The organism is Spelaeicoccus albus (assembly GCF_013409065.1).
Lineage (GTDB): Bacteria > Actinomycetota > Actinomycetes > Actinomycetales > Brevibacteriaceae > Spelaeicoccus > Spelaeicoccus albus.
Window position 1 is genome coordinate 3,264,555 of the sequence record NZ_JACBZP010000001.1, and the last position, 26,205, is coordinate 3,290,759.

The window sequence follows — 26,205 nt, forward strand, 5'->3', positions numbered from 1 at the left end:
ACGCAGCGGCCCAGATTGGCCAGCAGCCGGCTATCGGCGTCGGAAGAGACGCCAGATCCGCAACGGGAACATTCCCAGTAGCGGGGCCCGACGGCCACTATCATCGGAGTCGCTCCGATCGAATGCGCGAGCATATCGCTGCGCCTCGGCTTCGGTGCCGTAGGTTTTCGATCCGGCCGCTTGACCGCACCGCCGGCATGACCATTGCACAGTCGCGCCGGCGGCCCGAAAGCCCACACGGTGGCCGAATACGCGACAAGCGATCATGCCAGCACGCTAACACGCGGTCCGGGTGAAACCCGATACGCATACTTGTGTCGCCCGACAACGGTGCGTAGCGTTTTCCCTGCGGTCAAGTCTCGGCCGATACGTCCTTGCGGCCCCAATCGCCGGCAATGAACACAAGCGACAATACGACGGAGATGCACGCGCGATGCCTGCCACGACTTCCTTTGGACGCACAGTAGCACCGCGTCTGAGAATTCGGGTTTCCTCGGCCCTTTCGACGGTCCGGACACCCGAATTCCTCACCGACGCCCTGCAAATCGCGAAATCCGTTGCTGCCGCAATCCTGGCCTGGTGGCTCGCGGCCGAAGTCCTCGACCTGCCGCAAGCCTTTCTCGCGCCGTGGACTGCCCTGCTGACGGTTCACGCGACGGTCTATCGAACCCTCACCCGCGGACTACAGTCAATTGTCGCTTCCGGCCTTGGCGTGGTGATCTCGTTCGTCGCCGTCCAATTGTTCGGCGTGACCATCACGGCGCTCGCCGTCGCGCTCGTCGTCGGACTCGCCCTCTCCCGTGTCGGCGTGCTGAAAGACGAAGGCGTCGCGGTCGCCACGACGGCATTGTTCATTCTCGCTTCCGGATACGATCACCAAACCGCGCTTTTCGGCGATCGGCTGGTCGAGGTGGCGATAGGCATAGTCGTCGGCCTCGTCGTCAATACGGTTGTCTTGCCGCCGCTGCGCGAGCGCAGCGCAAGCAATCAAGTCGACGCGATCAATCGAAACATGGGAGTGCTGATGCGCGACATGGTCGATGAATTGTCATCGACCTGGGATGCGCAGCGCTCCGATGAATGGATAGACCGGACCAGGTCGATGGACCGGGAGGTCCAAGCCGCGTGGCAGGCCGTCGGATTTGCCCATGAAAGCAGCCGGTTCAATCCGCGTCGATGGCTCATTCGACGGAAAGCGTTGCCGCCGGCGTATTCCGACGTGTTGCCGCGGCTTGAAGAGGGCGTGGCTCAGCTACGCCAGTTGGCGCGTATTATCCGTGAATCCACGTATGCCGAAAGCGAATGGGATGAGGAATTCCGCACGTCGTGGCTCGAAATCGTCCGCGAGACCGGGATGAAAATCGCGGACCCGGATGCGGACGTGGCATCATTGCGTGCCGAGGTGCACGAGCTGGCGGCGCAGCTGTCGGAAAAGGAGCTGCCGTCGTTGCACTGGCCCACGTACGGCGCACTCTTGACGGCGACGTTGCAAATCGTCGACATCGTCGACGACGTTGCCTCGACGAGGCCGGTGCGTTAGCTCGTTGGTCGCGGGCCAGCCGGCGGGTGCCCGTCGTCCGACATATCGACGACGCCGGGGATGGCCGTGGTGCCGTCGAACTGATCCTTCATGGCGTTCACGCCGCGTTGCGGGCGGGCCCCTGCAACGAGCCGTTGCCGCCGGTCGCGGTTTGCGGCGGTGTCGATGCCCATGGCCCGATCGCGGTCCTTCTTGAGCGATTCATCGCATTCTCCGTCGCGGTTGAACGACCACATGAGTTTCGGATCGCCAAGTGGAATTTGATCGCCTGCTTCGCCGTCGTGCCGGCCGGTGTGCCACGTGTGCCATGTCTTGCCGTACGAATTCATCAATAGCTTCATCAGCGACGTTTCGACGATTTCCGGAAGTCCCGGAGCGGCGAGTTGTCCAGAGAGAACTTCGAAATTGTGCGGGTGCCAATAGGCCTGCTCATCAGCGGGTAACCCCGCAAAGAGACTGCCGGAAATGATGTATTCGATGCCGATGAGGTTGGCCTCCGGGGTGTTGCCGTCGAAAAGTACGCACTGCAAAAGGTCATCGTTCACGGCGCGGCAATAGTGGTGCGCCTCCATCTGCATGTCCGGCTCATTCTTCGGGCAGTGGAAGCCGACGACGTACGCGTCGAAGCCGCGTAACGGGGACGAGTTCTGCAGCAGCTTCGCGCCGTTCTCGAGCACGGAGAGCCAGCCGCCGGTGGGTGAGCCGGCGGCGGTCACCGGGCTCGGTCGCTTGCCGATTTTCCTATTCATCGTCAGTCTCCCGCGCTCACGAGATCAGACCGCGGAGTTCGGCCTGCCGCGGCCGGCCGAGTGCCGCGCGGGCTGCGTCGCGTCGTTCGTCGACATTCCACAACAGCACGCCCTCCACGGCATCGTCGCCGAGGTAATAGGCAACGCACCGATCGTCTCCGAGCCAGTCGTCGACGATCGGCATGTGCGCGTCAAGGGTGCCGACCGCTTCGTAACCGATGTCGAAGACGTTCGAGTAGAAGTACGGCGTGTGGTCGTAGCGTTCGGAACTGCCGCTCATGATTCGGCCGGCGGCCGCCCCCATCTGCGTGGCGTTGTCGACGTGTTCGACCCGGCGCCGGCCCAAGATCCGGTCGGGATACGAGGCGATGTCGCCCGCGGCGTAAATGTCCGGTGCCGACGTCATGAGCCGAGCGTCGACGGTGATTCCGTCCTCGACGACGATTCCGGCGTGTTCGGCCAGATCGGTGTTCGGCGTCACGCCGAGACCGACGACTGCGGCATCCGCGTCGATGGTTTCGCCGCTGTCCAAGGTGAGCTCGACATGGCTACCGCGTTCTGCGATGTCTTCGACCGAACGGCCGGCCGCAAGCGTCACCTCGTGCTCGTCATAAGTTCGGTGCAGCCGGCATGCCACTGCGTCGGGGAACTGCGACCCTCCCAAGATCTGATCCGGAAAGATCATCGTGACTTGGGTGTCGTTCTGCACGAGCGCCGCGGCGAGTTCGATGCCGATATATCCCCCGCCCACGACGGCGATGTGCAGCGACCGGCCCGAGAACTCACGCAGTCTCCGGTAGTCGGCGAACGACCGGAAATAGATGACCTTGTCGCTGGGAGCATGCTCAAGCGTGTTGGGGGTGCACCCTTGCGCGAGCAGCAGGCGGCCGTAATTGATGCGTTTCCCGGCGTCGGTCGTGATGGTGCGGCCGGTCGGGTCGAGCTGCGCCACGTGGGTTTTCAGCGCGATGTCGGCTCCGGTTTCGTCTGCTGTGTTCAGCCAGTTGTCGTCCGGCGTGAACTGCGGATCCGTCCAGAGCTTCTTGGACAGTGCCGGCCGCGTGTAAGGCTGATCGACGTCCTCGCCGAAAATGCCGATGCTCCCCGTGCCGTCATTTTCTCGAATGCCTTTGGCGGCGGCATCGGCCGTCATGCCGCCGCCGACTATCACGTAGTCGTATGCGTCGTTCATCTCTGTCTCCAATTCGTCGATGGGGTCCGGGGCCTGGGCGAGTCAGATCGAGCCGACGGACCCGGAATCGACTCGATAATTCGAACCGTTGACGAAGCCCGCGGCGTCCGAGCAAAGAAACACGATGACCGAGGCGACTTCGGCAGGCTGGCCGCGGCGTCCCAACGACATGAATGGCCGCTCTTCGGCCAAAAACGATTCGATCGCCTCATCGAATCCGACGCCGAGATCCTCGGCGCGCCCGCGCATCATTGCGTCGGTCATGGGCGTTTCGATGAACGCCGGAGAGACGCAATTGACGAGTAAGCCCTCGCGAGCGTAGGTCCGGGACAGGCCCTTGGCGAACGCAAGCACACCGGCCTTCGCCGCGCAGTACGGCAGTTCGTCCTCGTACGGCTGCGTGGCGTCTTCCGAGGCCAGGTAGACGATTCTCCCCCATCCGCCGCTTCGCAGGTCGGGGAGGAACTCCCGGGTGAGCCGAACCGGACCGTGCAAATTCACCTCGACTGCGTGGACCCAATCCGCGTCGTCGATTTCATGGAAGCTGCCCGTCGCACCCGTGATGCCGGCCGAATTCACCAAGATGTCGATTGGCCCGAAGTTTTCGCTGACGTACCGGTGCATCCGGGACAAGTCGGCCAGGCTCGTCACGTCGGCGGCGACGACGCCCGTCTTGTCGTGCTCGCTGTCCAAGCGCTCACGCGCCGCGGTCACGTCGTCGGCGTTGTGATCGGTCATCACGACCGTGACGCCTTCACCGATCAGTTGGTGTGCGGCTTCGAATCCGATGCCGGACGCGGCTCCCGTGACCAAAGCGGTACGGCCGGAAATGTTCAGCTTCATGAGACCCAAACCTGTTCAGTAGCCTACAATCAGCCGGTCGCTCGACTACTCACAAGGTAACGCCGCCAAGGCAGCAAAGCAAAGCGCATCCCGTCACGCCACCTGCCCCAGGCCTTGATTACGGGGGAAGTTAATGATGTGCTGGCTTCAGGCGAAGCAGACCTGCCGAATCGAATACTCCCGCCGCATTCAGCCGGCGCCGAGGAGGTACCGTGAGCAGATCGACGACGCCCAAAAAGTCGCAGACCGTGACTGTCGACGGCCATCGGATCAAGCTGACGAACCTCGACAAGGTAATGTACCCGGCGTCCGGCACGACGAAGCGAGACGTGCTGGACTATTATCGCGCGGCCGCCGACAGTCTCATCAAGCATGCGACCGGGCGACCGGTGACCCGTAAACGCTGGGTCAACGGTGTCGGGACGAAATCCGATCCGGGCAATGTGTTCTTTCAAAAAAACCTCGACGACTCGACGCCCTCGTGGGTCGTCCGCCGCCGAATCAAGCACAAGGATCACACGAACGAGTACCCGTTGGCCGGGGACGAGGCGACACTCGTCTGGCTGGCGCAAATCGCGGCGTTGGAATTGCACGTGCCGCAATGGCAGTTCGGCAAGAACGGCAGGCCGAAACATCCCGATCGACTCGTACTCGATTTAGATCCCGGAGAAGGCGCGGGACTGGCCGAATGCGCGGAAGTCGCCTTGCAGGCTCGATCCATCCTCGCGGACATGGGCCTTGCGCCGGTCCCGGTGACGAGCGGCAGCAAGGGCATGCACATCTATGCCGCACTGAATGGCCGGCAGACGTGCGACCAAGTCGAAAAAGTCGCCCACGAACTAGCCCGCGCACTTGAGGCCGATCATCCGGATCTCGTCGTGAGTGAAATGAAGAAGGCTGCGCGTAAAGGCAAAGTCTTCGTCGATTGGAGCCAAAACAACTTTGCGAAGACCACGGTCTGCCCGTACTCGCTCAGAGGCAAGGCGAAGCCGTTCGTCGCCGCGCCGCGGCGGTGGGAAGAAATCGAAACTGCCGGGCTGGAGCAGCTCGAATACCGGCAGGTCCTCAGCCGGCTCGAAACCGACGGCGACCTGTTCGCAAGTTCGTCCGAGGAGCCCGACCGCCTGGCGACGTACCGCAGCATGCGCGACGCGGCGAAGACTTCCGAACCCGTGCCCACCGGCAAGCCGAACTCGTCCACCGGAAACTCCTTCGTCATCCACGAACACCATGCGCGGCAGCTGCACTGGGACTTCCGGCTCGAGCGCGACGGCGTTCTCGCCTCCTGGGCGTTGCCCAAGGGCGTGCCGACCGATCCGTCGGCAAACCATCTGGCGGTTCAGACCGAAGACCATCCGCTGGAATACGGCTCGTTCGAAGGTTCGATACCGAAGGGCGAATACGGCGCCGGCGAGGTCCGCATTTGGGACGACGGCCATTACAAGGCGGAAAAGTGGAAGGACGGGGAAGAAATCGTCGTCACCCTGCACGGCCGTCGGCGCGGCGGTCTGGGCGGCGAGCTGAAATTCTCGCTCATCCATACCGAGCACGGTGGCAAGGATTCCGAGAAGAACTGGCTCATCCACGCGATGAAGGACGATAAAAAAGGCGACAAGTCGGACAGATCGCCGAACCCGCGCAGCTACTCCCCCATGCTCGCGACCCTCGGGTCGGAAGACTCGCTCGACAAGGAACGCGATTGGGCGTTTGAAATGAAATGGGACGGGATACGCGCCCTTTTCGTCGTCTCGGACGACGGAACTGCGCTGATGAGCCGCCGCGGACACGACATGTCGACGACGTACCCGGAACTTATCGAAGCCGTTGATCAGTGCAAGTCTTCACACGCCGTGATCGACGGCGAAATCGTTGCGCTGACCGACGGGCACCCGGATTTCCGCACACTCCAGCAACGCATGAACTTGACGAAGAAGGCCGACGTGGAACGGGCACGTCGTCGCGTGCCGGTGAAATTCATGGCATTCGACGTACTCGTGGCCGATGGCGAGGAACTCGTCGACAGCCCGTACACCCAGCGGCGGAAGCGCTTGAACGCCCTGGTGAAAAGCCGACGGAACGGCGTGATTCAGGTGCCGCCGGAATTCGGCGGCGACCTGCGGGCGGCGCTTGCCGAGAGCCGACGGCTTCAGCTCGAAGGCGTCATGGCGAAAACCCGCGACGGCGAATACGACCCCGGAGCGAGATCGGGCGAATGGATCAAGATCAAGCACCACAAGACGCAGGAAGTCGTGATCATCGGCTGGCGTCCGGGAAAGGGTTCTCGACAGGACACCCTCGGTTCGCTGCTGGTCGGTGTGCACTGCGACGGCGAACTGCGCTACGCCGGCCGGGTCGGAACCGGGTTCGACGAAAGAACGCTTCGGGAGCTCCGACAAGACCTCGATCGCATTGCGCGGAAGACGCCGCCGGTTTCCGACGTACCGCGATCCGACGCGCGCGATGCACAGTGGGTCTCGCCCAAACGGGTCGGCGAAGTCGAATTCGCGGAATGGACGACCGCCGGCCGATTGCGCCAGCCGTCCTGGCGTGGCTACCGGCCGGATAAATCAGCACAGGACGTCGTCAAGGAATCGTGACGGGCGGAACGCCCGCCGACTATGCGCACTATCGACCGCAGTACCGACCGCAAGACTGACCGAAAGGACTGACCGATGACTCGATTCGGTTACACGTTGATGACCGAGCAAAGCGGACCTCGCAGTCTGGTCGACTACGCCGTCAAGGCCGAACAGGCAGGCTTCGACTTCGAAGTGTGCAGCGACCACTTCTCACCGTGGCTGGCCAGTCAGGGGCACGCACCGTACGCCTGGTCGGTTCTCGGCGCCGTCGCACAGGCCACGACACGAGCCGAGTTGATGACGTATGTGACTTGCCCGACGAGTCGATACCACCCGGCCGTCATCGCGCAAAAGGCGGCGACCATGCAGTTGTTGTCAGCCGGACGCTTCACCCTCGGCCTCGGCTCGGGCGAGAACCTCAACGAGCACGTCGTCGGCGACGGTTGGCCGACCGTGGCAGTTCGGCACGACAAGCTGGAAGAAGCCGTGCAAATCATCCGGCGCTTGTTCTCCGGCGAACTCATCGACTATTCGGGTCGCTATTTTCGGGCCGATTCGGCCCGTTTGTGGGATGTTCCGGACACTCCGGTCGAAATCGGAATCGCCGTTTCCGGCGCGAGATCCATCGAACGATTCGCGCCGCTTGCCGATCATTTGATCGCCACCGAGCCGCGTGTCGATCTCGTCCGGAAATGGAGGCGCACCCGCCCGGATTCCAGCCGCTGCATCGGACAAATTCCGATCGCCTGGGATCGAGACGAGAATGCGGCGATCCGGCGAGCGCGCGACCAATTTCGTTGGTTTGCCGGAGGCTGGGCAGTCAACGCGGACATCCCGACCCCGGCCGGCTTTGCCGGTGCGACCAAATTCGTACGCGACGAGGACGTAGCGGCAACGATCCCTTGCGGCCCCGATCTCGACGCGATAGTGGATACCGTGAGCGCATACTGGGACGCCGGGTTCACCGACATCGCACTGGTGCAGGTCGGCGACGGCTCCCAGCAGGATTTCCTGGACAGCGCCGCGGGGCCGCTGCTCGAAAAGCTCCGGCACGCGGCCCCGCGCTGACGCGATCGGACTCGAACGGCGCGTCAGTGAGCGTTCATCATCATGCGCCGACGAGCCTACGTGCGGCCGTCACGATGTGCCGCGCCGATATTCCGGCGGCATCGAGCAGGTCGGCAGTGGCCCCCGACGTGGGAAGTCCTTGCACCGCCAACGTCTCTACCCGGATATCCGGCACGTCGGCAAGTGATTCGAGGATGGCTGCGCCGATTCCGCCTTCCGGATAGTGGTCTTCCACCACGACGACCCTGCCGCCCGTCTGGCGTGCGGATTCTATGAGCCCGGTCCTGTCGAGCGGCTTCAGCGAATACATGTCGACGACGCGTGCGCGCACGGGCACCTCGGCGAGTTGCTCGGCCGCTTGCAGGCACTCGTGCACTGTCACTCCGGCGCCGACAAGTGTCACTTGGTCGTCGGGGCCGGCGCGGTGGGTCTTTGATCCGCCGACCGGGAACTCCTCGTCGGCATCGTAAAGAACCGGATAGCCGCCGCGCGTGGCTCGCAGGTATGAGACGCCGTCCAAATCGGCCATCGCTTCAACCAGGTGCGCGGTCGAATTGGCATCGCACGGGTACAACACCGTCGATCCGTGGACTGCGCGCATCATCGCGATATCTTCCAGCGCCATCTGCGACGGACCGTCCGCGCCGATTTCGGCGCCGGCGTGGCTGCCGACCAGCCGGATGTCGACACCGGAGATCGCGGCCATCCTGATGAAGTCGAATGCTCTGCTGGTCAAGAATGCGGCAAAGCTCGAGGCAAACGGCACGTAGCCGCGCACGGACATGCCGACGGCGGATGCGACCATCTGCTGCTCTGCGATATACATCTGGAAGTAGCGTTCCGGGCAGACGTCTTCGAACTCGCCGGCATGCGTCGAGTTGCCGACCTCGCCGTCAAGCGCAACGACCTTGGGCCGGGACGACAGGGCCGCCAATGTCTTTCCGAACGCCGAACGCGTGGGTACTTCTTCTCCGCGGTCCCATGACGGCAAGGTGATCGGCACGCTCGGGTCCGCCGAGATGGCCGGAGTGCCCGGTTCGGGCGCATTGCCGTCGATGTGAATCGACGTCACGCCGCCCAAAGCCTTGATGGCGACGTCCGCCATCTCATCGGGAAGAGCCTTGCCGTGCCAGCCGTCCTTGTTCTCGACGTCCGGGACGCCCTTCCCCTTGATGGTCTTGGCCAAAATGACGGTGGGCCGGTCCGAGTCTTGGCGTGATTCCTCCAGTGCCCGGTGGATCGCAGTCAGATCGTGACCGTCGATTTCCACGGCCTTGGCGCCGAAAGCTTCGACGCGACGCGAGTACTCGTCAAGGTCCCATTGGAATTCGGTCGGCCCTTGCTGTCCAAGGCGATTGACGTCGACGATCGCGGTCAGGTTGCCCAGCTTGTACAGGCTCGCTTTGTCCAGGGCCTCCCACACCGACCCTTCGGCGAGCTCGCTGTCACCGCAGAGGACCCAGACGTGATACGGAAGTTTGTCCAGGTGCCGGCCGGCCATGGCTACTCCCACCGCATCCGGCAGGCCCTGTCCGAGCGAACCCGTGGCGACGTCGACCCATGGGAGCACCGGCGTCGGGTGTCCCTGTAGTCGGCCGCCGAACTGGCGATAGGTGTTGATGAGTTCGTCTTCATCGATCACACCGGCCGCGCGGAACATCGAGTACAGGAGCGGCGAAGCGTGCCCTTTGGAAAATATCAAGTGGTCGTTCGTCGCCAAATCGGGCTTGTTCCAGTCGTAGGTCAGCTCGGATGACATGAGTACAGCCATGAGGTCGGCCGCCGAGAGTGACGAGGTGGCGTGCCCGGACCCGGCCTTGCTGCTGCACCGGATCGAGTCCACCCGCAGTTGGCTCGCCAATTTCGCAGTTGCCGTGGTGTCGAATTCTGACATGTGCGCCTCCTTGTGGTGCTTGCGGTGTCAGGATGCTTTCTTGCCGGTCTTCTTCGAGGGCGTCTTCTTCGAGGAAGAGGCCTTCGACGAGGACTTTGTCGACGAGGAGCCCTTTGACGAGGACTTCTTCGAGGACGACTTCTTCGAGGCCTTCGACGCCGAGGTTCGGGACTTCGAGCCGCCGGCTCTGTTCTTCTTCACGCTCTTTTGCAGAGCATCCATCAGGTCGATGACTTCGCCGCCGGATTCCGTTTCTCCGAACGTATCCTCGGTGTCGACGGACTCGCCTTCTTCAAGCTTTGCGTCGATGAGTTTGCGAAGTTCTTTTTGATAATCGTCAGTGTAGTTTTCCGGCTTGAAATCGCTCGCATAGCTCTCGACGAGGTCCTGAGCCATATCGCGTTCCTTCGCCGACAGTCGAATGTTACCGTCAAGCTCGGGGAAGTCCGGTCCGCGAACTTCGTCCGCCCATAAGAGGGTTTGCAGGATGAGTGTTTTATCGCGGACCCGCAGTGCTCCGAGTCTCGTCTTTTGCCGGAGCGTGACCTTGACTATCGCGGTGCGTTTCGAGTCGGTCAAAACATGCTGGAGCAACACGTAGGCCTTGGGGGTTTTCGAGTCCGGGCCCAGGTAATAGCTCCGGTCGATCGCCAGCATGTCCAGTTGATCGGTGGGTACGAATTCGAGCACCTCGATCTCGTTGCTTTTGTTCGAGGGCAACCCGTCAAGGTCGTCTTGGGGAAGGACGACGGTTTCTTCGCCGTCGTCGTACGCCTTTTGAATGTGCTTGTAATTTACTGCTTTACCGCACGCATCGCACCGGCGCTGGTAATGGATACGTCCGCCGTCCTTGTCGTGTACTTGGTGCAGGTGGATGTCGTGGTCTTCGGTCGCGCTGAAAACTCGGATGGGCACATTCACGAGACCGAAGACGACGGACCCTTTCCAGATCGGGCGCACCGGCGTCACCGGGAACCGGTGGTCGACGCCACTGGCCGTGAGTTGCGCCCTGCGGCAGGCACGGATTCGGCCTCTACATGGTGGATCAGTGCCTCGGCGACTGCGAACAGTTTTGTGTTGGAGCTCTGCGAGATCTCGGACAGGATGGTGAACGCCGCCTCCGCATCGACCCCGCGGGTTGCCATCAGCCAGCCTTTGGCCTGTTCGATGATGCCGCGGTGTTCGGCCGACCTGGCAACGGCTTCGTCGGCCACGGCACGTGTTTCGTGCTCGCGTACCGCGGTCAAATCGATGAAATAGCCGGAAAGCCCGATCACGTCGCCCGACGTCGAGTAGGTGCCTTCCGCAACCATCATGATGTACCGCGTCGCGCCATGGGCGTCCACGATCCGATGATGGGATACGACCGGGGAACCGCCGGTCAAGGCGTTCCGCAGAACCGCCTCGAAGGGCGCACGGTCGTCGGGGTGTTTGTGTGCAAGGACCAGCTTTGTAGTCGGGACTATCTCACCACGCGTAAATCCGTGGATTTCATAGACGTCGTCGGACCAGTCCCACCGGTCTGCGACGGCGTCGTACTGAAAGGCGCCCGCCTGAAATCCGGTTGCGCCTTCGAGGACGTACGAGTATGCGTTTGTTAGTGCCAATCGAGAAGACATGAGTCACCTCGCGAAACCATACGGCGAGACAGGCCGCGTCTTGACCAAGTGCCGTAACTTGACTTTAGCCCTCGGACACTCAAGCCTCAACCCGAATTCCTCCGTCAATCACCGCTTTCGGTCTGTTCGCCCGGGCCACGAGGCGAATCGGGGTTGCGTGGCGAGTTCCGCCGACGATCACGGACAAGGTCCTTGGTGCGGAAGATCCGAACCGCGGTCACCAGAATGATTCCGCCCACGGCGTTGAACCCCACCGTCCAGGCGAACCAGACGAGCCATTGCAGATAGTTGATGTCGCCGCCGGCGTGGATGGCCCCGAAGATGAACAGCGAATCCAGGATCGAATGGAAGAGCGGCAGCCCGGCAAGCAGGAACCCGGCGGCGACCGCCGCAACGATTTTTGCGACGTCCGACTCGGTCCCGTGCTGCATCCGCGTCATCAAAGTGATCACGCTGCCGCCGAGCACCGCCAGTGCCATCGACTGCAAATCGTAGGGGCCGTCGATGAAAGTGTGTGCGGAGTGCACGATCGCGGATGTCCATTCGGGAAACCCCTTGACCACGAGCCACATGATGATCCACCCGCTGACCAGATTGGCAAGGAGGGTAGAGCCCCACAGCTTGAACAATCGACGGAGGCGGGCCTCCCGTGCCGCGACAGCGATGATCGGGACCAGGAAGTTCTCGGTGAAGAGTTCGCTCTTGGCCAGCATCAACGCGATAAGACCGATGCTGAAAGCCAGGCCGGCAAGCAATTGATTGCCGGTGGCAACATCCACTGCCAGGTAGCCAATCACGCCCAAGCTGATCTCCAGGCCGCCGGCGAAACCGGTGGCGAACATGACGCCGACCGTCCGGTGCAGCCGCTCGGCGCCCTCGTGCGCGATTCGATTGAACGACACGGCCAGGCCCTCTTCGACCGGTTCGTCCCCGGCACCGAGCTCGCGTCGTCGATCTTCACTCATAGCAGATACTTTTCCAGATAGGCCTTCGATCGTCGTTTCATTTTGACGGTTTACGTGACCTTCGTCACGTAATACGCTTTCTTCCGAGCAAAGCCCCACTAGTATCCCCGACCCATACGCCTACCGTGCGGAGGAACCATGCGAGTTCGTAGGAAGCGTCATGTCCATTTGATTTCGGCGACGGCAATTCTGACGTCGGCGCTGATGCTCGCCCCCACGGTGGCCGAGGCGCAGCCGCACGGCTCCCCCGCTTCCCTGTCCGGTTCGCATCGGGGACACGGCGGACGGCTGTCGCCGCGAACGCATTTCCGGATGAATCCGGACGGCTCGAGCGGCCGTTACGTCAGTGGTGCGGCGATCCCGAACATCGATTCGGTGAAATCGACTATCGAGACGTACTACGGGGACACGGGCGATGGAAAGGCTGACCGGGAGTCGTCGCCGTACATCACGCAAATGCGCAGCATAGTGGACAGGCAGCTACGTACGCTCAAACAGCGATACCGGCACGCAGCGCGCCATCACCAAAAGCCGGCGTTGGTCTTCGATACCGACGACACCACGTTGTCGACGTATGACATGGAAGCCGGCACCATGCACTTCCACTTCGACCCGAAGATCAATAATCAATTCACGCAGGAAGGACGCTTCGAGGCCACCCCGGGCATGGTTCGATTGGTGAACAGTGCGGCGCGCATGGGTTATCGGATATTCGGCATCACCGGGCGGAACTCCTCCCAAAAGGCAGCGACGTTGGAGAACCTGCGCCGAGTGGGCTATCACGCGTTCAGCGCCGATCGCTTTTACACCAAGTGGACGGGCAAGGGCGACTCGACGAAGCCCGGCTACATCCACTGCGCCGCTCAGGACTGCACGACAGTCGAATACAAGGCGCAGACCCGCGAACACATTGAACGGCACGGGTACCGGATCGTGGAAACCTGGGGCGACCAATGGTCGGACCTCAAAGGCCGGCATGCCGGTCACACCGTCAAACTGCCGAACCCGATGTATTTCCTGTCGTCTCCGAATCTGCCCGGTGTGCATCAGCCGTGGTTGTCGCCGCGGCGCAACTTCCAGATGGAGCCGGACGGGTCGAGCGGCAAGCGTCCGGACGGTGAGGGCATCCCCAATCTGGACTCGGTGAAGTCGACGATCCGCCAGCACTACGGCGCCCACGACGGCATCGCTTCAAAGCATTCATCGCCGTATATCCGTGAAATGCGTTCGATAGTGCGCAGGCAGCTGCCGCGGCTCGTGCGTGATTGCCGAAGGGGCCAACGAAACGGCGACAATCCGGCCGTCGTCCTGGACGCCGACGACACCACGCTGTGGACCTATGACATGGAAGACGGCGCTATGCACTTCCATTTCGACCCGAAGGTGCAGGACACCGAGTGGGTCCAAAAGGAACGTTTCCCGGCGACGCCCGGCATGGTTCATCTGGTCGATCGCGTGCGTACGGCCGGCTGCACGATCATCGGGCTCACGGGGCGCAATGACGATCAAAAGGATGCGACGATCAGCAACCTCCGCAAAGTCGGATACCGCGGCTTTACTGCCGCCAACTACTACACGAAGTGGACGGGCGACGGTGATTCGCAGCAGCCCGGCTATATTCACTGCGCCACGCAGAAATGCACGACGATCGAATACAAGTCGCAAACGCGCAAGCATATCGAGTCGCCGGCCGGCGGCGGCTTCAGCATCGTCGCCAACATCGGCGACCAGTTCTCCGATCTGAAGGGCGGTCACGCACGTCGGTTCATCAAACTTCCGAACCCGACCTATTATCTGCCGTGATGCGAGGCTCGCGCGCCGCCTTACTGTGAGCTGCCGAAATTCGTGCGGTCGGCCAGAAATTTCGCCAACACCACGTCAAGGCCGCCGACGAGCAGGTAGGAGCCGGCCGCACCGGCACCGGTGAGCGGCCAGGCCCAGTAACCGTCGATTCGCGAGAGAGCAAACCCCACAAGCACGGCGACCACCACCGCCAAAAAGTTCGACGGCTCCGCTGATTGTCGCCACTTGCCCGGTCTCCTTCATTCGTCCGCCGCGAAAAAGGAGTACCGATGCCACGCCAAATGCCACGAAGGCCAGGGCCGCTCCAAAACCGAACGATAGTGTTTCGGCGGGGCTCGTCGTGGGGGTCTTTCCGCCGACTAGGCCGTACGACGCGGTGATGGTGATCGAAAAGCCGTACGCGGTGGCATTGTTCCGCAACGCGGTGCGCACCCCGCGTCCGAACGCCTCGACGGCATTTTCGGCGCTGCGTTCAGCGGGCATGGCGACGCGGCGCACCGACGAAGTAATTGCAAGTGGACACCATGCGGACAGCCTACTGCACCGCGGGCGACGACCCGCTTCTGTTCCGCTGATGTCCGTCTGCTTGACATCGCCCACGTCGATTGTAGATTTGGAAGCTGCGCCGGCTGTATGAATCGCGCCGGCCGATTTTACGGTGAAGAATCCCGCCGGCTTATGCTTACCGCCCCATTCGAGGAGGCTGTACGACATGGACTTTCAGCCAAAAACCGCCATCGTCACCGGATCGGATTCAGGTATCGGGAAAGCGACGGCCGTCGCGCTCGCCGCTGCCGGCCTCGACATCGGCGTGACGTGGCACTCGGATCGCGACGGCGCGCTGGCCACCGCCGAGGAGGTCCGCTCCCACGGCCGCAATGCCGTGATAGCTCAACTCGACACCACGGACGTCGAATCGTGTGCCGGCGTCATCGACGACCTCGCCGATCGGCTTGGAAGCGTGGACGTGTTCGTCAACAACGCGGCGTTGGATACGCGCCACGATTTTCTGACCTTGTCGCTCGACGAGTGGAAAACCGTTCTGGACACGAACCTGAACGGCGCCTTCGTCTGCATCCAACGCGCTGCTCAGCGCATGGTCTCTGCCGGCAACGGTGGGCGGATCATCGCTGTCACCAGCGTTCACGAGAAGCAGCCGCGTTTCGGGGCGTGTGCCTACGACACTTCCAAGCACGGCTTAGGCGGACTGCTCAAAACCGTCGCTCTCGAACTCGGCGACTACGGCATCACTGCGAACACCGTCGCGCCAGGCGAGATCGCAACGCCGATGAACGATCAAGAGGATGCAAGCGCGTTCAGCAGGCATCGTCCTGGAGTGCCGCTTGGACGCCCCGGTGATGCGCGCGAAATCGCGGCAGTGGTGGCGTTCCTCGCATCGCCTTCGTCCAGCTATGTGACGGGCGCGTGCTGGCCGGTCGACGGCGGCATGCTTCAGATGGGGCCGCAAGCTGGATCGCACATCACCAGTGACGAATGGCGTCAAAGCTAGCGGTATTGCGGCGTGATTGGTTCGAGCGCGGAAGGTCATAGTGCTGAGTCGGTGGTTGCGACAGCGTGCAGTGAAGATTTTCCACCCCCAGGCTCGCCGGTCCCCGCCAAATTGACGACGACACCATCGCGGGCATCGGAATTCCGGTCAGCTATATACCGCTCCAAGGAATGCCGGGCGTCCGCGTCCACGTGGTCGCAGCCCACGACGTCGACGGTTATTGCGACACAACCGTCCAATGCGGCCGCGCGCTCAACGACGCGTACCAGTTGGGGGTAGCTTTCGGCTGATAAATTTCCTTGGACATCAAGGGTCACAGGACCAGGGTGAATGTCCGCGCGAATCAGGATATTCAGGGCACTCTTCACGACCGAGCTCCTTATCGAAGCATTCAATCGAGCCCACTGCTGAACTCAGCAATCAAAGACTATGACCGTACTGAATCAGCGTCAACGTGCGGTTTGCTTGACCTTCCAAGGCGGCCGCGCAATGATTTCCGTAAGAGGTTGAGCAGTTGCCCCTGCCGTATCCAGTTGCGGCGCCATCGTTGCCTGTTCAACATTCCGTGTATGTGCGGGGACTCTGAGTAAGGCGTTCATCATGAACGGATATGCAGTATTCTGGCGGTCGGCATGGATCGCCGTGGCGTGCGTCACCGGCACTGTCGCTTTCGTCATGTGGCCGGTCTCGACCGGGATCATCTTTGGGATTTCGGCAGGCATGGGGGTCCTTTTAGCCGTTCATCGCGACAAATCAGCCCGCCGAGCGACGTCGCCGCGCGGAAACCGTGATCGTTCGTTACCTTTTGTCGGGTTCCAAAGCGGAGTCGCGACGATTGGCATTGTCGGCTGCACGAGGCTCGCCGGCGTGCTCGTGTGGTTGTTTGTGCTGTTGGTATTGGTCAGTAGCCCGTGGGCGCTTTCCGGTTACCGGAGGCTGACGGGCGCCGTGGCGTCGGGCCCGGGCAACGATTTCGAGCGGCGCTCTGCGCGCACGGGGCGCACGAATTCTCGATCGACGTCGTCCGATCAACAATCGGCCTATGTCTCCTCAACCGGGTTCGGCGAATTACTCCAGGGCGTGAACGATGCCCAGCTCTGTGAGGCCTGGTTCGAGAGCCTTGAGCTGCTGGAGATGCATGGTGCGAAAGTCAACCAAGTGGTGATGTATCGGCAGGCATGTCTCGACGAGCTCGAACGGAGACATCCGCGCGAAATCCGCAAATGGCTCGATTCGGAGCCGGAGCCAGGGGCGAGTCCGGCAAGGTATTTTCACACCCGATGACAATTCGACGCCGACTTGAATTTCATCCATGGCTGTCGGCAAATCACCAAGACGGTCCAAGCACTGTCAACACGAAAAGTCGTGCCCCGGCTCGTGACTCTTCTCCCGTTCGCGTGTTTCGCCGAGCGTCAAATATCCAATAAGACCTTCGCAGAGGCGGATGCGTCCTTGGCGATGTCGAATGCGCTCACGGCGTCCCGAGCAGGAATCACGTGTGTAATGACCACGTCGAGCCGGTTCGATTTGGCCAGAATCGAAATGGCCTCGTCGATCTCGGAAGAGAATCGGAATGTGCCGTGTATTGTCACTTCTTTGGCCAGTATCGGGGCGAGGTTGACTCCGATTTCCGTGTTCGGCAGTATCCCGACTTGGACAACTCTGCCGGTGCGGCGTACAGCACGAACCGCTTGAGAAAGAGCAACGGCGGCTCCCGAGCATTCAAAAACCACGTCGTAAGCCTCATCGGCAATAGTGTCGCGCCCGGCTATAAAGCCCTCGGACGCTCCAAGTTCCTTTGCTCGTGCCAGCGGCGCGCTATTGACATCGCTGACCGCAATGCGGCTCGCGCCGGCATTTGCCGCAGCCGCGACGGTCAGCAACCCGATTGGGCCGGCGCCGGTCACCAGTACGCTCATGCCGGAGATGTTTCCGGCAATTTGCACCGCATGGAGCGCGACCGCGAAAGGCTCGGCTAATGCGGCTCGTTCCAGCGGCAGCTCGGCAGGCAAGACCCGAATCATGTCCTGACGGACGACCAAGTATTCAGATGCGCCGCCTTGCCGGTGCGGCATGGTTGAAGCACTGCCGAGGTAATCGCCTCCCGGACGCAGGTACGGCTTGTGCTCGAGTCCGGGAACCTCGGGTCCGAACCGAGCAGGGTGGACCGTAACCGGCGTGCCGGGCGTAAGCTCATCCGAAGGATCGAAATCGACGACGGCGGATAGCTCATGGCCCGGGGTCAGCGCTTCACGTACGACATTTTCGCCATTCGTACCGTCAAAGTAGTAGTGGAGATCGGATCCACAAATTCCGACATATTTTACCCGTAGACGTACCTCGCCGATGTCCGGCTCCGGCTTCCTTCCGATTTCCCAGCGGATGTCTTCTTTCCCATAAATGGCGAGTCTTTGCATTTCTACTCCTCTTCGCAGGGGTCAGTTTCGACGGCGTCGACGGCATCGCGGCTGGCGGCCCGAGCCCCATGGCGGACGATTGTTTCGACGAGTTCTTCGACGCGGTGCGTGAACTCCGCAAACGCGACGAGTTCGGGCGGCATGAACCCGTTGCGCATAATCGCGCGCGCAGCCCGACGTGGCGAGTGTTCGTGACGTGTCGCTTCCGTAAGTTGCCCGCGTGCTGGTTCGCGTATTTCGGCAGCAACCGGTCCCGGATCGTAGCCGTCCTGCGGCGCGATGGCGCAGATCCAGGCGGCCACGGTCAGGGCGAGCATGTGCGGTACTCGGCCACTCGCGAGGGCGTGTTCAGCAGCGACAGGGATACGTTGCAGCAGCTTGGCGGAACCATCGGATCCCACCTGCGCCGTGCGATGTTCCAGGCGTTTGTTGGCCCAGCGCTCGGACAATGACTCGATATATTCCTTGGGATCGAAACCACGAGGCAGAGTAATAGAAGGAAGGTAATCGCGCTCGATGCACTCATTGACCGCTTGTCTGATGAACGGCTGTGCCCAGGCCTGAGCTATCGTCTCTCGGCCGTCGAGCGCCCCGAGATAGGCGATGAGTGAATGCGATCCGTTAAGGAGGCGAAGCTTGACGAGTTCGTACGCTTCGACCTCGTCACTCATGATCGCGCCTGCCGCGTGCCATGCTGGCCGTCCCGCGGCGAATTTGTCTTCAAGTACCCACATGGAGAATTCTTCGGCGGGTACCGGGCATCGGTCACGCACCCCGAGAGAGTTTTCCACGTGCGCAATTGTCGTAGCAGTTGTGGCGGGGGTGATCCGGTCGACCATCGAATTCGGAAACGCGACGCGTCTCATGACGAAGTTGACGACATCTTCATCTGCCCGGCTGGCATCAAGGAATTGAAGGATAAGTTGGCGGGTCGTGCGACCGTTTGATTGCAAGTTGTCACAGGAAAGAATGGTCATCGGCTCTCCGCTGAGCGAACGAATTGTCAGCGCCCTTGCAATTAATCCGATCGTGCTGTGCGGATTTTCCGGATCGGCAATATCGGAACGGACTGCAGGGATATCCGTGTCCAACCGGCCAGTGCGCGATGAACGGCAGTATCCGAGTTCACTGATCGTCAACGTGAGGATCCGACGTGTCGGGTCGGCGACGGATGCGATGAATGCTTCGGGCGTGTCCGAAACGATTGCGGCGCCCCGGTGGACGTCGACGATTCCGGTACGCGTCGCGTCGTCGGAAAGTTCAAGAACGGAGTAGCGGTAGTTTTGCGCGCGCATCGGCATCACGACACGCTGGGACGTGTTGGCGAAGCCGTCAATACCCCACTCGCCTGCTTCAATGGCAAGGGCCTTCGCCGTGTAGACCGCACAGTGTGCACGGTGAAAGTTCCCCAGCCCGAGATGTACGATGCCAGGCGTTGGCGGAGCAGAAGCGCCAATGATGGCGCCATGGGGCGTTGTTGATGCCGAGAGAAATGGCAAAATCGGTTCCTTAGCTTTTTTCATGCGGTACCGGCGGTACGACGCCCAGGTGGCCGCACATCTGCTCGATCTGTGCGTAGGTGTCCCGCGATAACGCGACTCGATCGCGGCTTGCTTCGAAGAGTCCGGCTTCGATGTCGCCGGGAGCTTGGACCCCGTGACCGGCGGCGCGAACTCGTTCTTGAAGGCCGGATATGCGCTTCTTGGTATCGGTTACGCCGGTAAACAGCTCCGGATTCAATGCAATGACGAGATGACCTGTGTTCATTTTATGCGCGGGGTTTGACCAGATATCAGTCGTTTCGTAGGCAAAATTGGCATGCGTCAAACTGGCGGCGAAGGCTTCCAACATGACCGATAGGGCCGATCCTTTGTGTCCGCCCATTGGAAGAAACGCGCCTGAAATTGCGGAATCAGGGTCAGTGGTTTCGTCGCCATCCGGATCGACGGCCCAGCCTTTCGGAATCGCGTAACCCGCGTTACGGGCTGCCATGACTTTTCCGTAGGCTCCCGCACTTGTGGCCATGTCTGCGGTGAGTGCATGGTTCGTGAGGCTCGGAAACGCCATCGTAAGCGGGTTAGTTCCTAGGATTGGATCACGACCGCCGAAAGGTGTCACCCGAGGCCCGGTCGTCGACGTCAGCAAAGATGCTAACCCGGCTTGAGCCAATTGATCCGTCCAATAGTTTCCCGCGCCGTAGTGCGTCGAATGTTCGACGGCTACGCACCCGATACCGTATTTTTCAGCCAAGGTTTTGACGTGTCCGACGGCCTCCTGCATTGCGACCTGGCCCAATGCGCTGTCGGCCTCGAGAATGGCGACCGCGCCCTGTTCGCGGCGCCACTTCATTTCGGGACGCGGATTCATTCCGCCGGATTCCAGGGCCGACACGTAGAGTGGAAGGCGCATCAATCCGTGTGAATAGATCCCGCGACGATCGGCAGTAACGAGTGCATCCGCGACGAGTGCGGCATCGTGCGCGTTGACGCCTGCGCGTTCAAGCGCCGATTGGGCAGTGTTAACCAGAATGCCCACGTCGAATTCATAATGGTCAGTGATCATTGTTGTTCCCCTCGACCTTCTTGATCAATGCAGACGAGGATTCCAAATGATTTTTCATCGCCGCGGCCGCGGCATCGGCATCGCCGTCAGCGATCGCCGCACAGATCTCGTCATGTTGAGCTTGTTCGTTACCTACCAGGCCGTTCTCATCTCGATACTGACGAACCGCGAGCATCGTCGCCATCAACTCCGAACGGATGGAACGGATAGTCCATAGCAGGATTTGGTTGTCTGTTGCCTCGGCGACTTCCGCATGGAAGGACGTGTCGAGGCTCGGATACGCCGACGAATCCCTCAAAGCCGCTTGCATCCGGTCGTTGGCGGTCAGAATTTTTTGCCGTTCCACGGCGTCGGCTCGCAGCGCAGCGAGCCGTGCCGCCTCGATTTCCAACGGCATCCGGACTTCCATCAGTCTCGACATCGAGTTCTTTTGAACATGCGAGACCCGTGAAATGAACATTCGTATCAGCCGGTCATCGAGTTCGGCGACCACTGGCGTATAGCCGCTGCGCAGCTTAACGAACCCACACGCCTGCAGCGCGCTGAGAGCTTCCCGTACGACCGGACGACTGATATCGAATTGCTCAGCCAAGGTCGCCGTTGCCGGAAGCGCGTCCCCCGGTTCCAACTTTTCGTCAATGATTTTTTCGATCAACGCGTCGAACGTCTGACGAGTTAAAGTCTCCCGTGCGAACATAGACCGCTCCACGCTCCTTCTCTTCCACATCGAATTATGAAGTAGTTTCCACTATACCTATCTGACAGGTTGACAGCCATATACCCGGATACTACTTTGTAACCACCGCAGGGCTAGAAACATGCAGGGCTTCACTGGATCGTTCCGCGTCGTCGGGCATCGTGACATGGCCCCTACCAATGGAGGTACTTGATGAGCAGTTCAAACGGCCGAGTAGCGATGGAACAAGTAGAGGTCGATCGGCTCGCCGATGCTGCGAACGACGTGCTACTGCAAAAGTCGGGATCGCGCTCAAGTACTTACGGCGGTTGGATGATGATCGCTACGATCCTCATCGAAGCGTGGGATCTCTATGCCATGTCTTTCGTGCTCGTCTTCATCAAATCCGAGTATTCGCCGGACGCCTTCCAACTCGGATGGCTCGCCGGAGGCGTGCAAGCGGGCGCGCTGGTCGGGGCAATTCTCGGAGGATGGGCTGCGGATCGACTCGGCCGTCGACGCATGTTCCTGATCACCATGGTTCTGTTTGTCGTCCTCGCAGTCGCACAGGCATTTTCGGCTAATGCGTGGGATCTCATCATCATGCGAATTCTCATCGGTGTCCCGCTCGGAGCCGATATCGCCGTCGGTTACACCTACATCATGGAATCGATGTCCAGGGGCGCCCGCGACCGAATGGGCAGCCGCTGGCAAGGCATGTTCGGCCTCGGTGAAGTTCTCTCAATCGTCGCCGTCACGATCATGTATGTCGCCGGCATCGACCACGAGACGCTGTGGCGTGTCGCTCTGGGCCTCGGAGCAATTCCGGCCATCGTTTTACTGCTCATGCGTCTGAAGATGCCGGAGACGCCGACCTCACTTGTGCACTCCGGTAATTTTGTCCAGGCCAAGCAGGTTGCAAAGAAGCTCTTTGATGAAACTCTCGACATGCTTCCCAACCACGACGTGACTGTCACGAAACCGAAGGTCGGCGACTTTCTCAAAGTGATTTGGGCCGACAAGACAAAGCGTCGAGCATCGATCTTCGCCTGGATTTCCAATGCATGCCAGGGAGCAGAATTTACTGCCTTCGGTTTCTACATCCCCGTCATTCTTGTGACAGCCGGCGTAGGGGTTGGTGAAGGCGGCAACATGATCGGGACGAACCTCGTGACCGCCGGCATCTTCAGCCTGGCCACGATATCCGGATTCCTGGCCCCGGTCATGATTCACAGAACGGGACACCGCGGTGTAGCACGGTGGGGATTCGGGCTTGCGTTCATTGGACTGCTCCTGGGCGCTTTGGGATTCGCCACCAACATGTCGTGGATCATCATCCTCGGTGCCGCGGTACTCATGTGGGGCCACTACTGGGACGCGTCGAACGGCATGACAATCGCGTCCTTGGTTGCGCCGTCGCGCTTCAAGGGCACGGCTTCGGGATTTGGGTACATATTCGTCAAGGGCGCGTCGTTCTTCGGTGCCTTCGTGTTTCCGGCCATGACTGCCGCGTTTGGACATATAGGCGCAACATTGGCCGTGTCAATCCTGTCTCTGGTCGGCTTTCTCGCAGCTCAGTTCATTCTTCCGGAAGTCTATGGGTACATCGAACGCGAGAAGGCCCAGTCAGGCGCTGTTCAATCCTAATTGCTCGCTGATCTGTCACCCGTGACAGCTGTGCGCGAACTCGTACATTCCAAAACTGTTGAAAGGCAGCAACTCCCATGGCCACGATCAAACGCGTAGAAGTGCTTGTGACGAGCCCGGGGCGCAACTTCGTCACTGTGCGCATCACCACGTCGGACGGTGTGACCGGCCTCGGAGACGCCACACTCAATGGACGCGAGCTAGCGGTGGCCGCGTATATTCGTGAGCACATCGCACCAATCCTGACCGGACGTGACCCTCAGAATATCGAGGACACGTGGCAATATCTCTACCGTGGCGGCTATTGGCGCCGGGGCCCGGTCACAATGACTGCCATCGCGGCCATCGACGTCGCTCTCTGGGATATTAAGGGCAAAGTCGCGGGACTGCCCGTCTATCAATTACTCGGCGGGGAATCGCGGCGAGGTGCTCTCGCATACGGCCACGCATCAGGATCGGATATTCCCGCGTTGTTCCAGTCTGTGCGCAATCACTTAGACGAAGGATTCAAAGCGATCCGAGTCCAATCCGCAGTGCCGGGACTCGGACAAGTGTATGGCGTCGCGGCCGACCAGAAACCCGGAAAGCGCTACGATTACGAGCCGGCCGGACGCGGCTCCGCTCCCAAAGAAGAGGCGTGGGATACGCGAAAATATTTGCACCACATACCAACAGTTTTCGCCGCACTGCGCGACGAGTTCGGCTACTCTCTTCCGCTTTTGCACGATGGCCATCATCGAATGACGCCAAACCAGGCCGCCATTCTTGGCAAGTCGCTGGAGCCGTACGATCTCTTCTGGCTCGAAGACTGCACGCCCGGCGAAAACCAAGAGTCGTTACGGCGAGTACGTTCACAGACGACGACGCCCATAGCAATCGGCGAGATATTCAACTCCGCCTTTGACTATCAGACTCTGATCACGGAGCAATTGATCGACTATTTGCGCTCATCGATTACGCACGGCGGTGGGATCACGGCGATGAAGAAGCTCATGGACTTCGCTGCGCTTTATCAGATCAAATCGGGATTCCACGGACCGACTGACGTCTCGCCAATCGGTCAGGCAGCGGCCCTCCATCTCGACATTGCGATCCACAACTTCGGTATCCAGGAATACATGAGGCATTCCGACGACACGCTGAAAGTTTTCCGAACCTGCTACACGTTCGAAGACGGACTTTTGCATCCCGGAGTACGGCCGGGGCTGGGAGTCGACTACGATGACGAACTCGCTGAAGCATTCCCGTACTCACCCGCCTATTTGCCCGTGAACCGGTTGCAGACCGACGGCGCGATGCACGATTGGTGAAGCACCCGCTTTCGTTGCGACGTAGTGTGAAAACCGGCAGTCTCTCTAAGGGTTAATCATGACGTTTATCTCCGCTATTAAAACCAGCGATGTACGGTTTCCCACCTCCATCGACCTGGATGGTTCCGATGCCGTCAACACGAATCCAGACCATTCGGCAGCATATCTGACCCTTCTGACGGACGATCCTGAATGGCCGGTCGGCCACGCGTTTGTGTTCACGGGAGGCCGGGGAAACGACCTCATGTGTCGTGCCATTGAAACTGTCGCTGAACTGCTGCCCGCCAAGCCCGTTGAATGGATGCTCGAGCGACTGGGGGAAGTATCCCAAAATCTCATTCACGACTCCCAATTGCGTTGGCTCGGCCCCGAAAAAGGAGTGACACACATGGCAGCGGGCGCCGTAATCAACGCATTGTGGGATATCCGGGCACGCAGGGCGGGACTACCGTTGTGGCAGCTCCTTGCCGAGATGACTCCGCGAGAACTCGTCAGCGTCATCGACTTCAGCCATATTCGAGACGCTCTGACGGAATCGCAAGCCCTCGAAATTCTGGAGGCCGGACAACACGGCAAAGCCGAACGCATCGCGGAGCTCAAAGCAACCGGCTATCCTGCGTACACGACCGGCCCAGGCTGGCTGGGTTACTCCGATGACAAGATGCAAAGGCTTGCCGCGCAGGCAGTCGCAGATGGCTTTTCGATGGTCAAGCTCAAGGTTGGCGGAGAGCTCATCGACGATAGGCATCGACTGGAGTTGGCCCGCAAAACAATCGGCGAAAACGTCGCGCTCGCCATCGATGCAAACCAACGCTGGGAAGCGGATGGGGCCGCAGCTTGGATCAATGAACTAGCCGAATTCGATATTCACTGGGTTGAGGAGCCGACAAGCCCAGACGACGTACTCGGGCACGCGCGTATCCGCCAGGAAATTGCCCCGATCCCAGTGGCGACGGGTGAAGCGGCGCATAACCGGATAATGGTCAAGCAGCTCCTGCAAGCGGAGGCCATCGATTACTTGCAAATTGACGCTACGCGGGTAGCCGGGACAAGTGAGAATCTGGCAAATCTTCTACTTGCAGCCCGTTTCGGCGTTCCCGTCTGCCCGCATGCAGGAGGAATCGGCCTCTGTGAACTCGTGCAACACTTTTCGTTTTTCGATTACGCGGTAGTCTCGCAAACTCGGGAAAACCGCATGATCGAGTTCGTCGACCACCTGCACGAACACATGGCCACGCCCGTCAGGCTCAATCAGGGCCGATATGAAGCTCCGTCACAGCCGGGAACCGGCGCGGAAATCAAGCCAGACTCGGTCACTAAGTGGACGTATCCGGTCGGTGCGGGATGGCAGCGTCAGCAAGGTTCACTTCGCGCGACGAACGAGAATTGACACAAACCTATTATCTCTTCTGCTCGCTAATAGCTGCGGGGCTCCGACCGCGAATCCTCACGATTGGAGACGAGTTTTTCAAAGACAACCAACAACGTCGCAACGACACACCGCCCCTGGCGACTCTCGGCTCCACTGGCCGGCCGGGATACGCCGTTGTTTTAGCGCTACTGGAAAAGAACGCGCAGGTACGGGCGCTCGTCGGTGATCCGACCTCGCACCCGGCACGACAGCTGAGCGGCAGCGCCGAACGACAGGCTGATACGCCGGTAACGGCAAGCGTTGACGCGGACGATCTACGACGCAACATCGCCATTCGTCGCCCCAACAGCGACGATGCCCTGCCGCATGGAGACAACCGCTTCCAAGCCGCAATTCCCTGCCCGACCTGAGTGTCGAAGAGACGGAAGACAAACTCGCTGTGGCCATCAAGCTTGGCCC

General features: G+C 60.7%; 22 protein-coding genes and 1 pseudogene. 10 read left to right on the top strand and 13 right to left on the bottom strand.

Annotation, left to right across the window (positions count from 1 at the left end; all coding sequences use genetic code 11):
• Positions 1–30: 30 nt before the first annotated feature.
• Complete coding sequence (locus BJY26_RS15180) at positions 31–267, bottom strand: DUF1660 family phage protein (RefSeq protein WP_179429042.1); 237 nt, start codon at positions 265–267, stop codon at positions 31–33.
• A 166-nt stretch (positions 268–433) separates the two neighbouring features.
• On the opposite strand from BJY26_RS15180, the gene BJY26_RS15185 reads away from it, so the two are divergent.
• Positions 434–1,540, top strand: a complete 1,107-nt coding sequence (locus BJY26_RS15185; RefSeq protein ID WP_237248779.1) for an FUSC family protein — start codon at positions 434–436, stop codon at positions 1,538–1,540.
• On the opposite strand, the gene BJY26_RS15190 is transcribed toward BJY26_RS15185, so the two are convergent.
• Genes BJY26_RS15190 through BJY26_RS15200 form a run of 3 tightly spaced genes read right to left on the bottom strand, consistent with a single transcriptional unit; the run spans position 1,537 to position 4,324 of the window.
• Complete coding sequence (locus BJY26_RS15190) at positions 1,537–2,289, bottom strand: OBAP family protein (protein ID WP_179429043.1); 753 nt, start codon at positions 2,287–2,289, stop codon at positions 1,537–1,539. The two genes, BJY26_RS15185 and BJY26_RS15190, sit on opposite strands and share 4 nt — an antisense overlap.
• Positions 2,290–2,305: 16 nt before the next feature.
• Positions 2,306–3,481 carry an NAD(P)/FAD-dependent oxidoreductase gene (locus BJY26_RS15195; RefSeq protein WP_179429044.1) on the bottom strand — a complete coding sequence of 392 codons (1,176 nt, stop codon included), beginning with the start codon at positions 3,479–3,481 and terminating at the stop codon, positions 2,306–2,308.
• A gap of 42 nt (positions 3,482–3,523) precedes the next feature.
• Positions 3,524–4,324, bottom strand: coding sequence for an SDR family NAD(P)-dependent oxidoreductase (locus BJY26_RS15200; RefSeq protein WP_179429045.1), 801 nt, complete (start codon positions 4,322–4,324; stop codon positions 3,524–3,526).
• Between the two features lie 212 nt (positions 4,325–4,536).
• Between BJY26_RS15200 and BJY26_RS15205 the strand changes: the two genes are divergently transcribed.
• On the top strand, positions 4,537–6,921 hold the full coding sequence (locus BJY26_RS15205; RefSeq protein WP_237248778.1) for an ATP-dependent DNA ligase: 2,385 nt from the start codon (positions 4,537–4,539) through the stop codon (positions 6,919–6,921).
• Positions 6,922–6,996: 75 nt separating this feature from the next.
• A complete protein-coding gene (locus BJY26_RS15210; protein WP_179429046.1) occupies positions 6,997–7,971 on the top strand; it encodes an LLM class F420-dependent oxidoreductase in 975 nt (324 codons plus the stop codon).
• A gap of 40 nt (positions 7,972–8,011) precedes the next feature.
• On the opposite strand, the pseudogene BJY26_RS15215 reads toward BJY26_RS15210, so the two are convergent.
• From BJY26_RS15215 to BJY26_RS15230, 4 genes and pseudogenes are all read right to left on the bottom strand, one after another.
• Positions 8,012–9,868 (bottom strand): annotated as a pseudogene (locus BJY26_RS15215) (transketolase); the annotation flags it as partial.
• A 24-nt stretch (positions 9,869–9,892) separates the two neighbouring features.
• The gene (gene ku, locus BJY26_RS15220; protein WP_179430006.1) at positions 9,893–10,825 is read right to left on the bottom strand and encodes a non-homologous end joining protein Ku; all 933 of its coding nucleotides are present in this window, start codon (positions 10,823–10,825) and stop codon (positions 9,893–9,895) included.
• Between the two features lie 5 nt (positions 10,826–10,830).
• A complete protein-coding gene (locus BJY26_RS15225; protein WP_179429048.1) occupies positions 10,831–11,484 on the bottom strand; it encodes a PAS and ANTAR domain-containing protein in 654 nt (217 codons plus the stop codon).
• Between the two features lie 104 nt (positions 11,485–11,588).
• Positions 11,589–12,449 (bottom strand): formate/nitrite transporter family protein, encoded by an 861-nt coding sequence (locus BJY26_RS15230; protein ID WP_179429049.1) that lies wholly within the window; start codon positions 12,447–12,449, stop codon positions 11,589–11,591.
• Between the two features lie 138 nt (positions 12,450–12,587).
• Here BJY26_RS15230 and BJY26_RS15235 point away from each other — a divergent pair, with 138 nt between their 5' ends.
• Positions 12,588–14,252, top strand: coding sequence for an HAD family acid phosphatase (locus BJY26_RS15235; RefSeq protein WP_218852453.1), 1,665 nt, complete (start codon positions 12,588–12,590; stop codon positions 14,250–14,252).
• A gap of 20 nt (positions 14,253–14,272) precedes the next feature.
• Here BJY26_RS15235 and BJY26_RS15240 read toward each other — a convergent pair whose 3' ends face one another.
• Entirely contained in the window at positions 14,273–14,428 is a 156-nt protein-coding gene (locus tag BJY26_RS15240; protein WP_179429050.1) for a hypothetical protein, read from the bottom strand.
• Positions 14,429–14,964: 536 nt separating this feature from the next.
• Between BJY26_RS15240 and BJY26_RS15245 the strand changes: the two genes are divergently transcribed.
• Complete coding sequence (locus tag BJY26_RS15245; RefSeq protein WP_179429051.1) at positions 14,965–15,762, top strand: SDR family oxidoreductase; 798 nt, start codon at positions 14,965–14,967, stop codon at positions 15,760–15,762.
• Positions 15,763–16,362: 600 nt separating this feature from the next.
• Complete coding sequence (locus tag BJY26_RS15250) at positions 16,363–17,046, top strand: hypothetical protein (protein WP_179429052.1); 684 nt, start codon at positions 16,363–16,365, stop codon at positions 17,044–17,046.
• A gap of 128 nt (positions 17,047–17,174) precedes the next feature.
• Here BJY26_RS15250 and BJY26_RS15255 read toward each other — a convergent pair whose 3' ends face one another.
• From BJY26_RS15255 to BJY26_RS15270, 4 genes are read right to left on the bottom strand one after another with little or no spacing between them, the layout of a single operon-like run.
• Positions 17,175–18,179, bottom strand: coding sequence for a zinc-binding dehydrogenase (locus BJY26_RS15255; RefSeq protein ID WP_179429053.1), 1,005 nt, complete (start codon positions 18,177–18,179; stop codon positions 17,175–17,177).
• Between the two features lie 2 nt (positions 18,180–18,181).
• Positions 18,182–19,702 (bottom strand): mannitol dehydrogenase family protein, encoded by a 1,521-nt coding sequence (locus BJY26_RS15260; RefSeq protein ID WP_179429054.1) that lies wholly within the window; start codon positions 19,700–19,702, stop codon positions 18,182–18,184.
• Complete coding sequence (locus BJY26_RS15265; RefSeq protein ID WP_179429055.1) at positions 19,689–20,741, bottom strand: Ldh family oxidoreductase; 1,053 nt, start codon at positions 20,739–20,741, stop codon at positions 19,689–19,691. The genes BJY26_RS15260 and BJY26_RS15265 overlap by 14 nt, the downstream gene beginning before the upstream one ends.
• Positions 20,731–21,438, bottom strand: coding sequence for a FadR/GntR family transcriptional regulator (locus BJY26_RS15270; protein ID WP_179429056.1), 708 nt, complete (start codon positions 21,436–21,438; stop codon positions 20,731–20,733). The genes BJY26_RS15265 and BJY26_RS15270 overlap by 11 nt, the downstream gene beginning before the upstream one ends.
• Positions 21,439–21,630: 192 nt before the next feature.
• Between BJY26_RS15270 and BJY26_RS15275 the strand changes: the two genes are divergently transcribed.
• From BJY26_RS15275 to BJY26_RS15290, 4 genes are all read left to right on the top strand, one after another.
• On the top strand, positions 21,631–23,064 hold the full coding sequence (locus tag BJY26_RS15275; protein WP_179429057.1) for an MFS transporter: 1,434 nt from the start codon (positions 21,631–21,633) through the stop codon (positions 23,062–23,064).
• A gap of 77 nt (positions 23,065–23,141) precedes the next feature.
• A complete protein-coding gene (gene manD / locus BJY26_RS15280; protein WP_179429058.1) occupies positions 23,142–24,374 on the top strand; it encodes a D-mannonate dehydratase ManD in 1,233 nt (410 codons plus the stop codon).
• A gap of 58 nt (positions 24,375–24,432) precedes the next feature.
• Entirely contained in the window at positions 24,433–25,764 is a 1,332-nt protein-coding gene (locus BJY26_RS15285; protein ID WP_179429059.1) for an enolase C-terminal domain-like protein, read from the top strand.
• The gene (locus tag BJY26_RS15290; protein WP_179429060.1) at positions 25,719–26,156 is read left to right on the top strand and encodes an NmrA family NAD(P)-binding protein; all 438 of its coding nucleotides are present in this window, start codon (positions 25,719–25,721) and stop codon (positions 26,154–26,156) included. The genes BJY26_RS15285 and BJY26_RS15290 overlap by 46 nt, the downstream gene beginning before the upstream one ends.
• Positions 26,157–26,205: the final 49 nt, after the last annotated feature.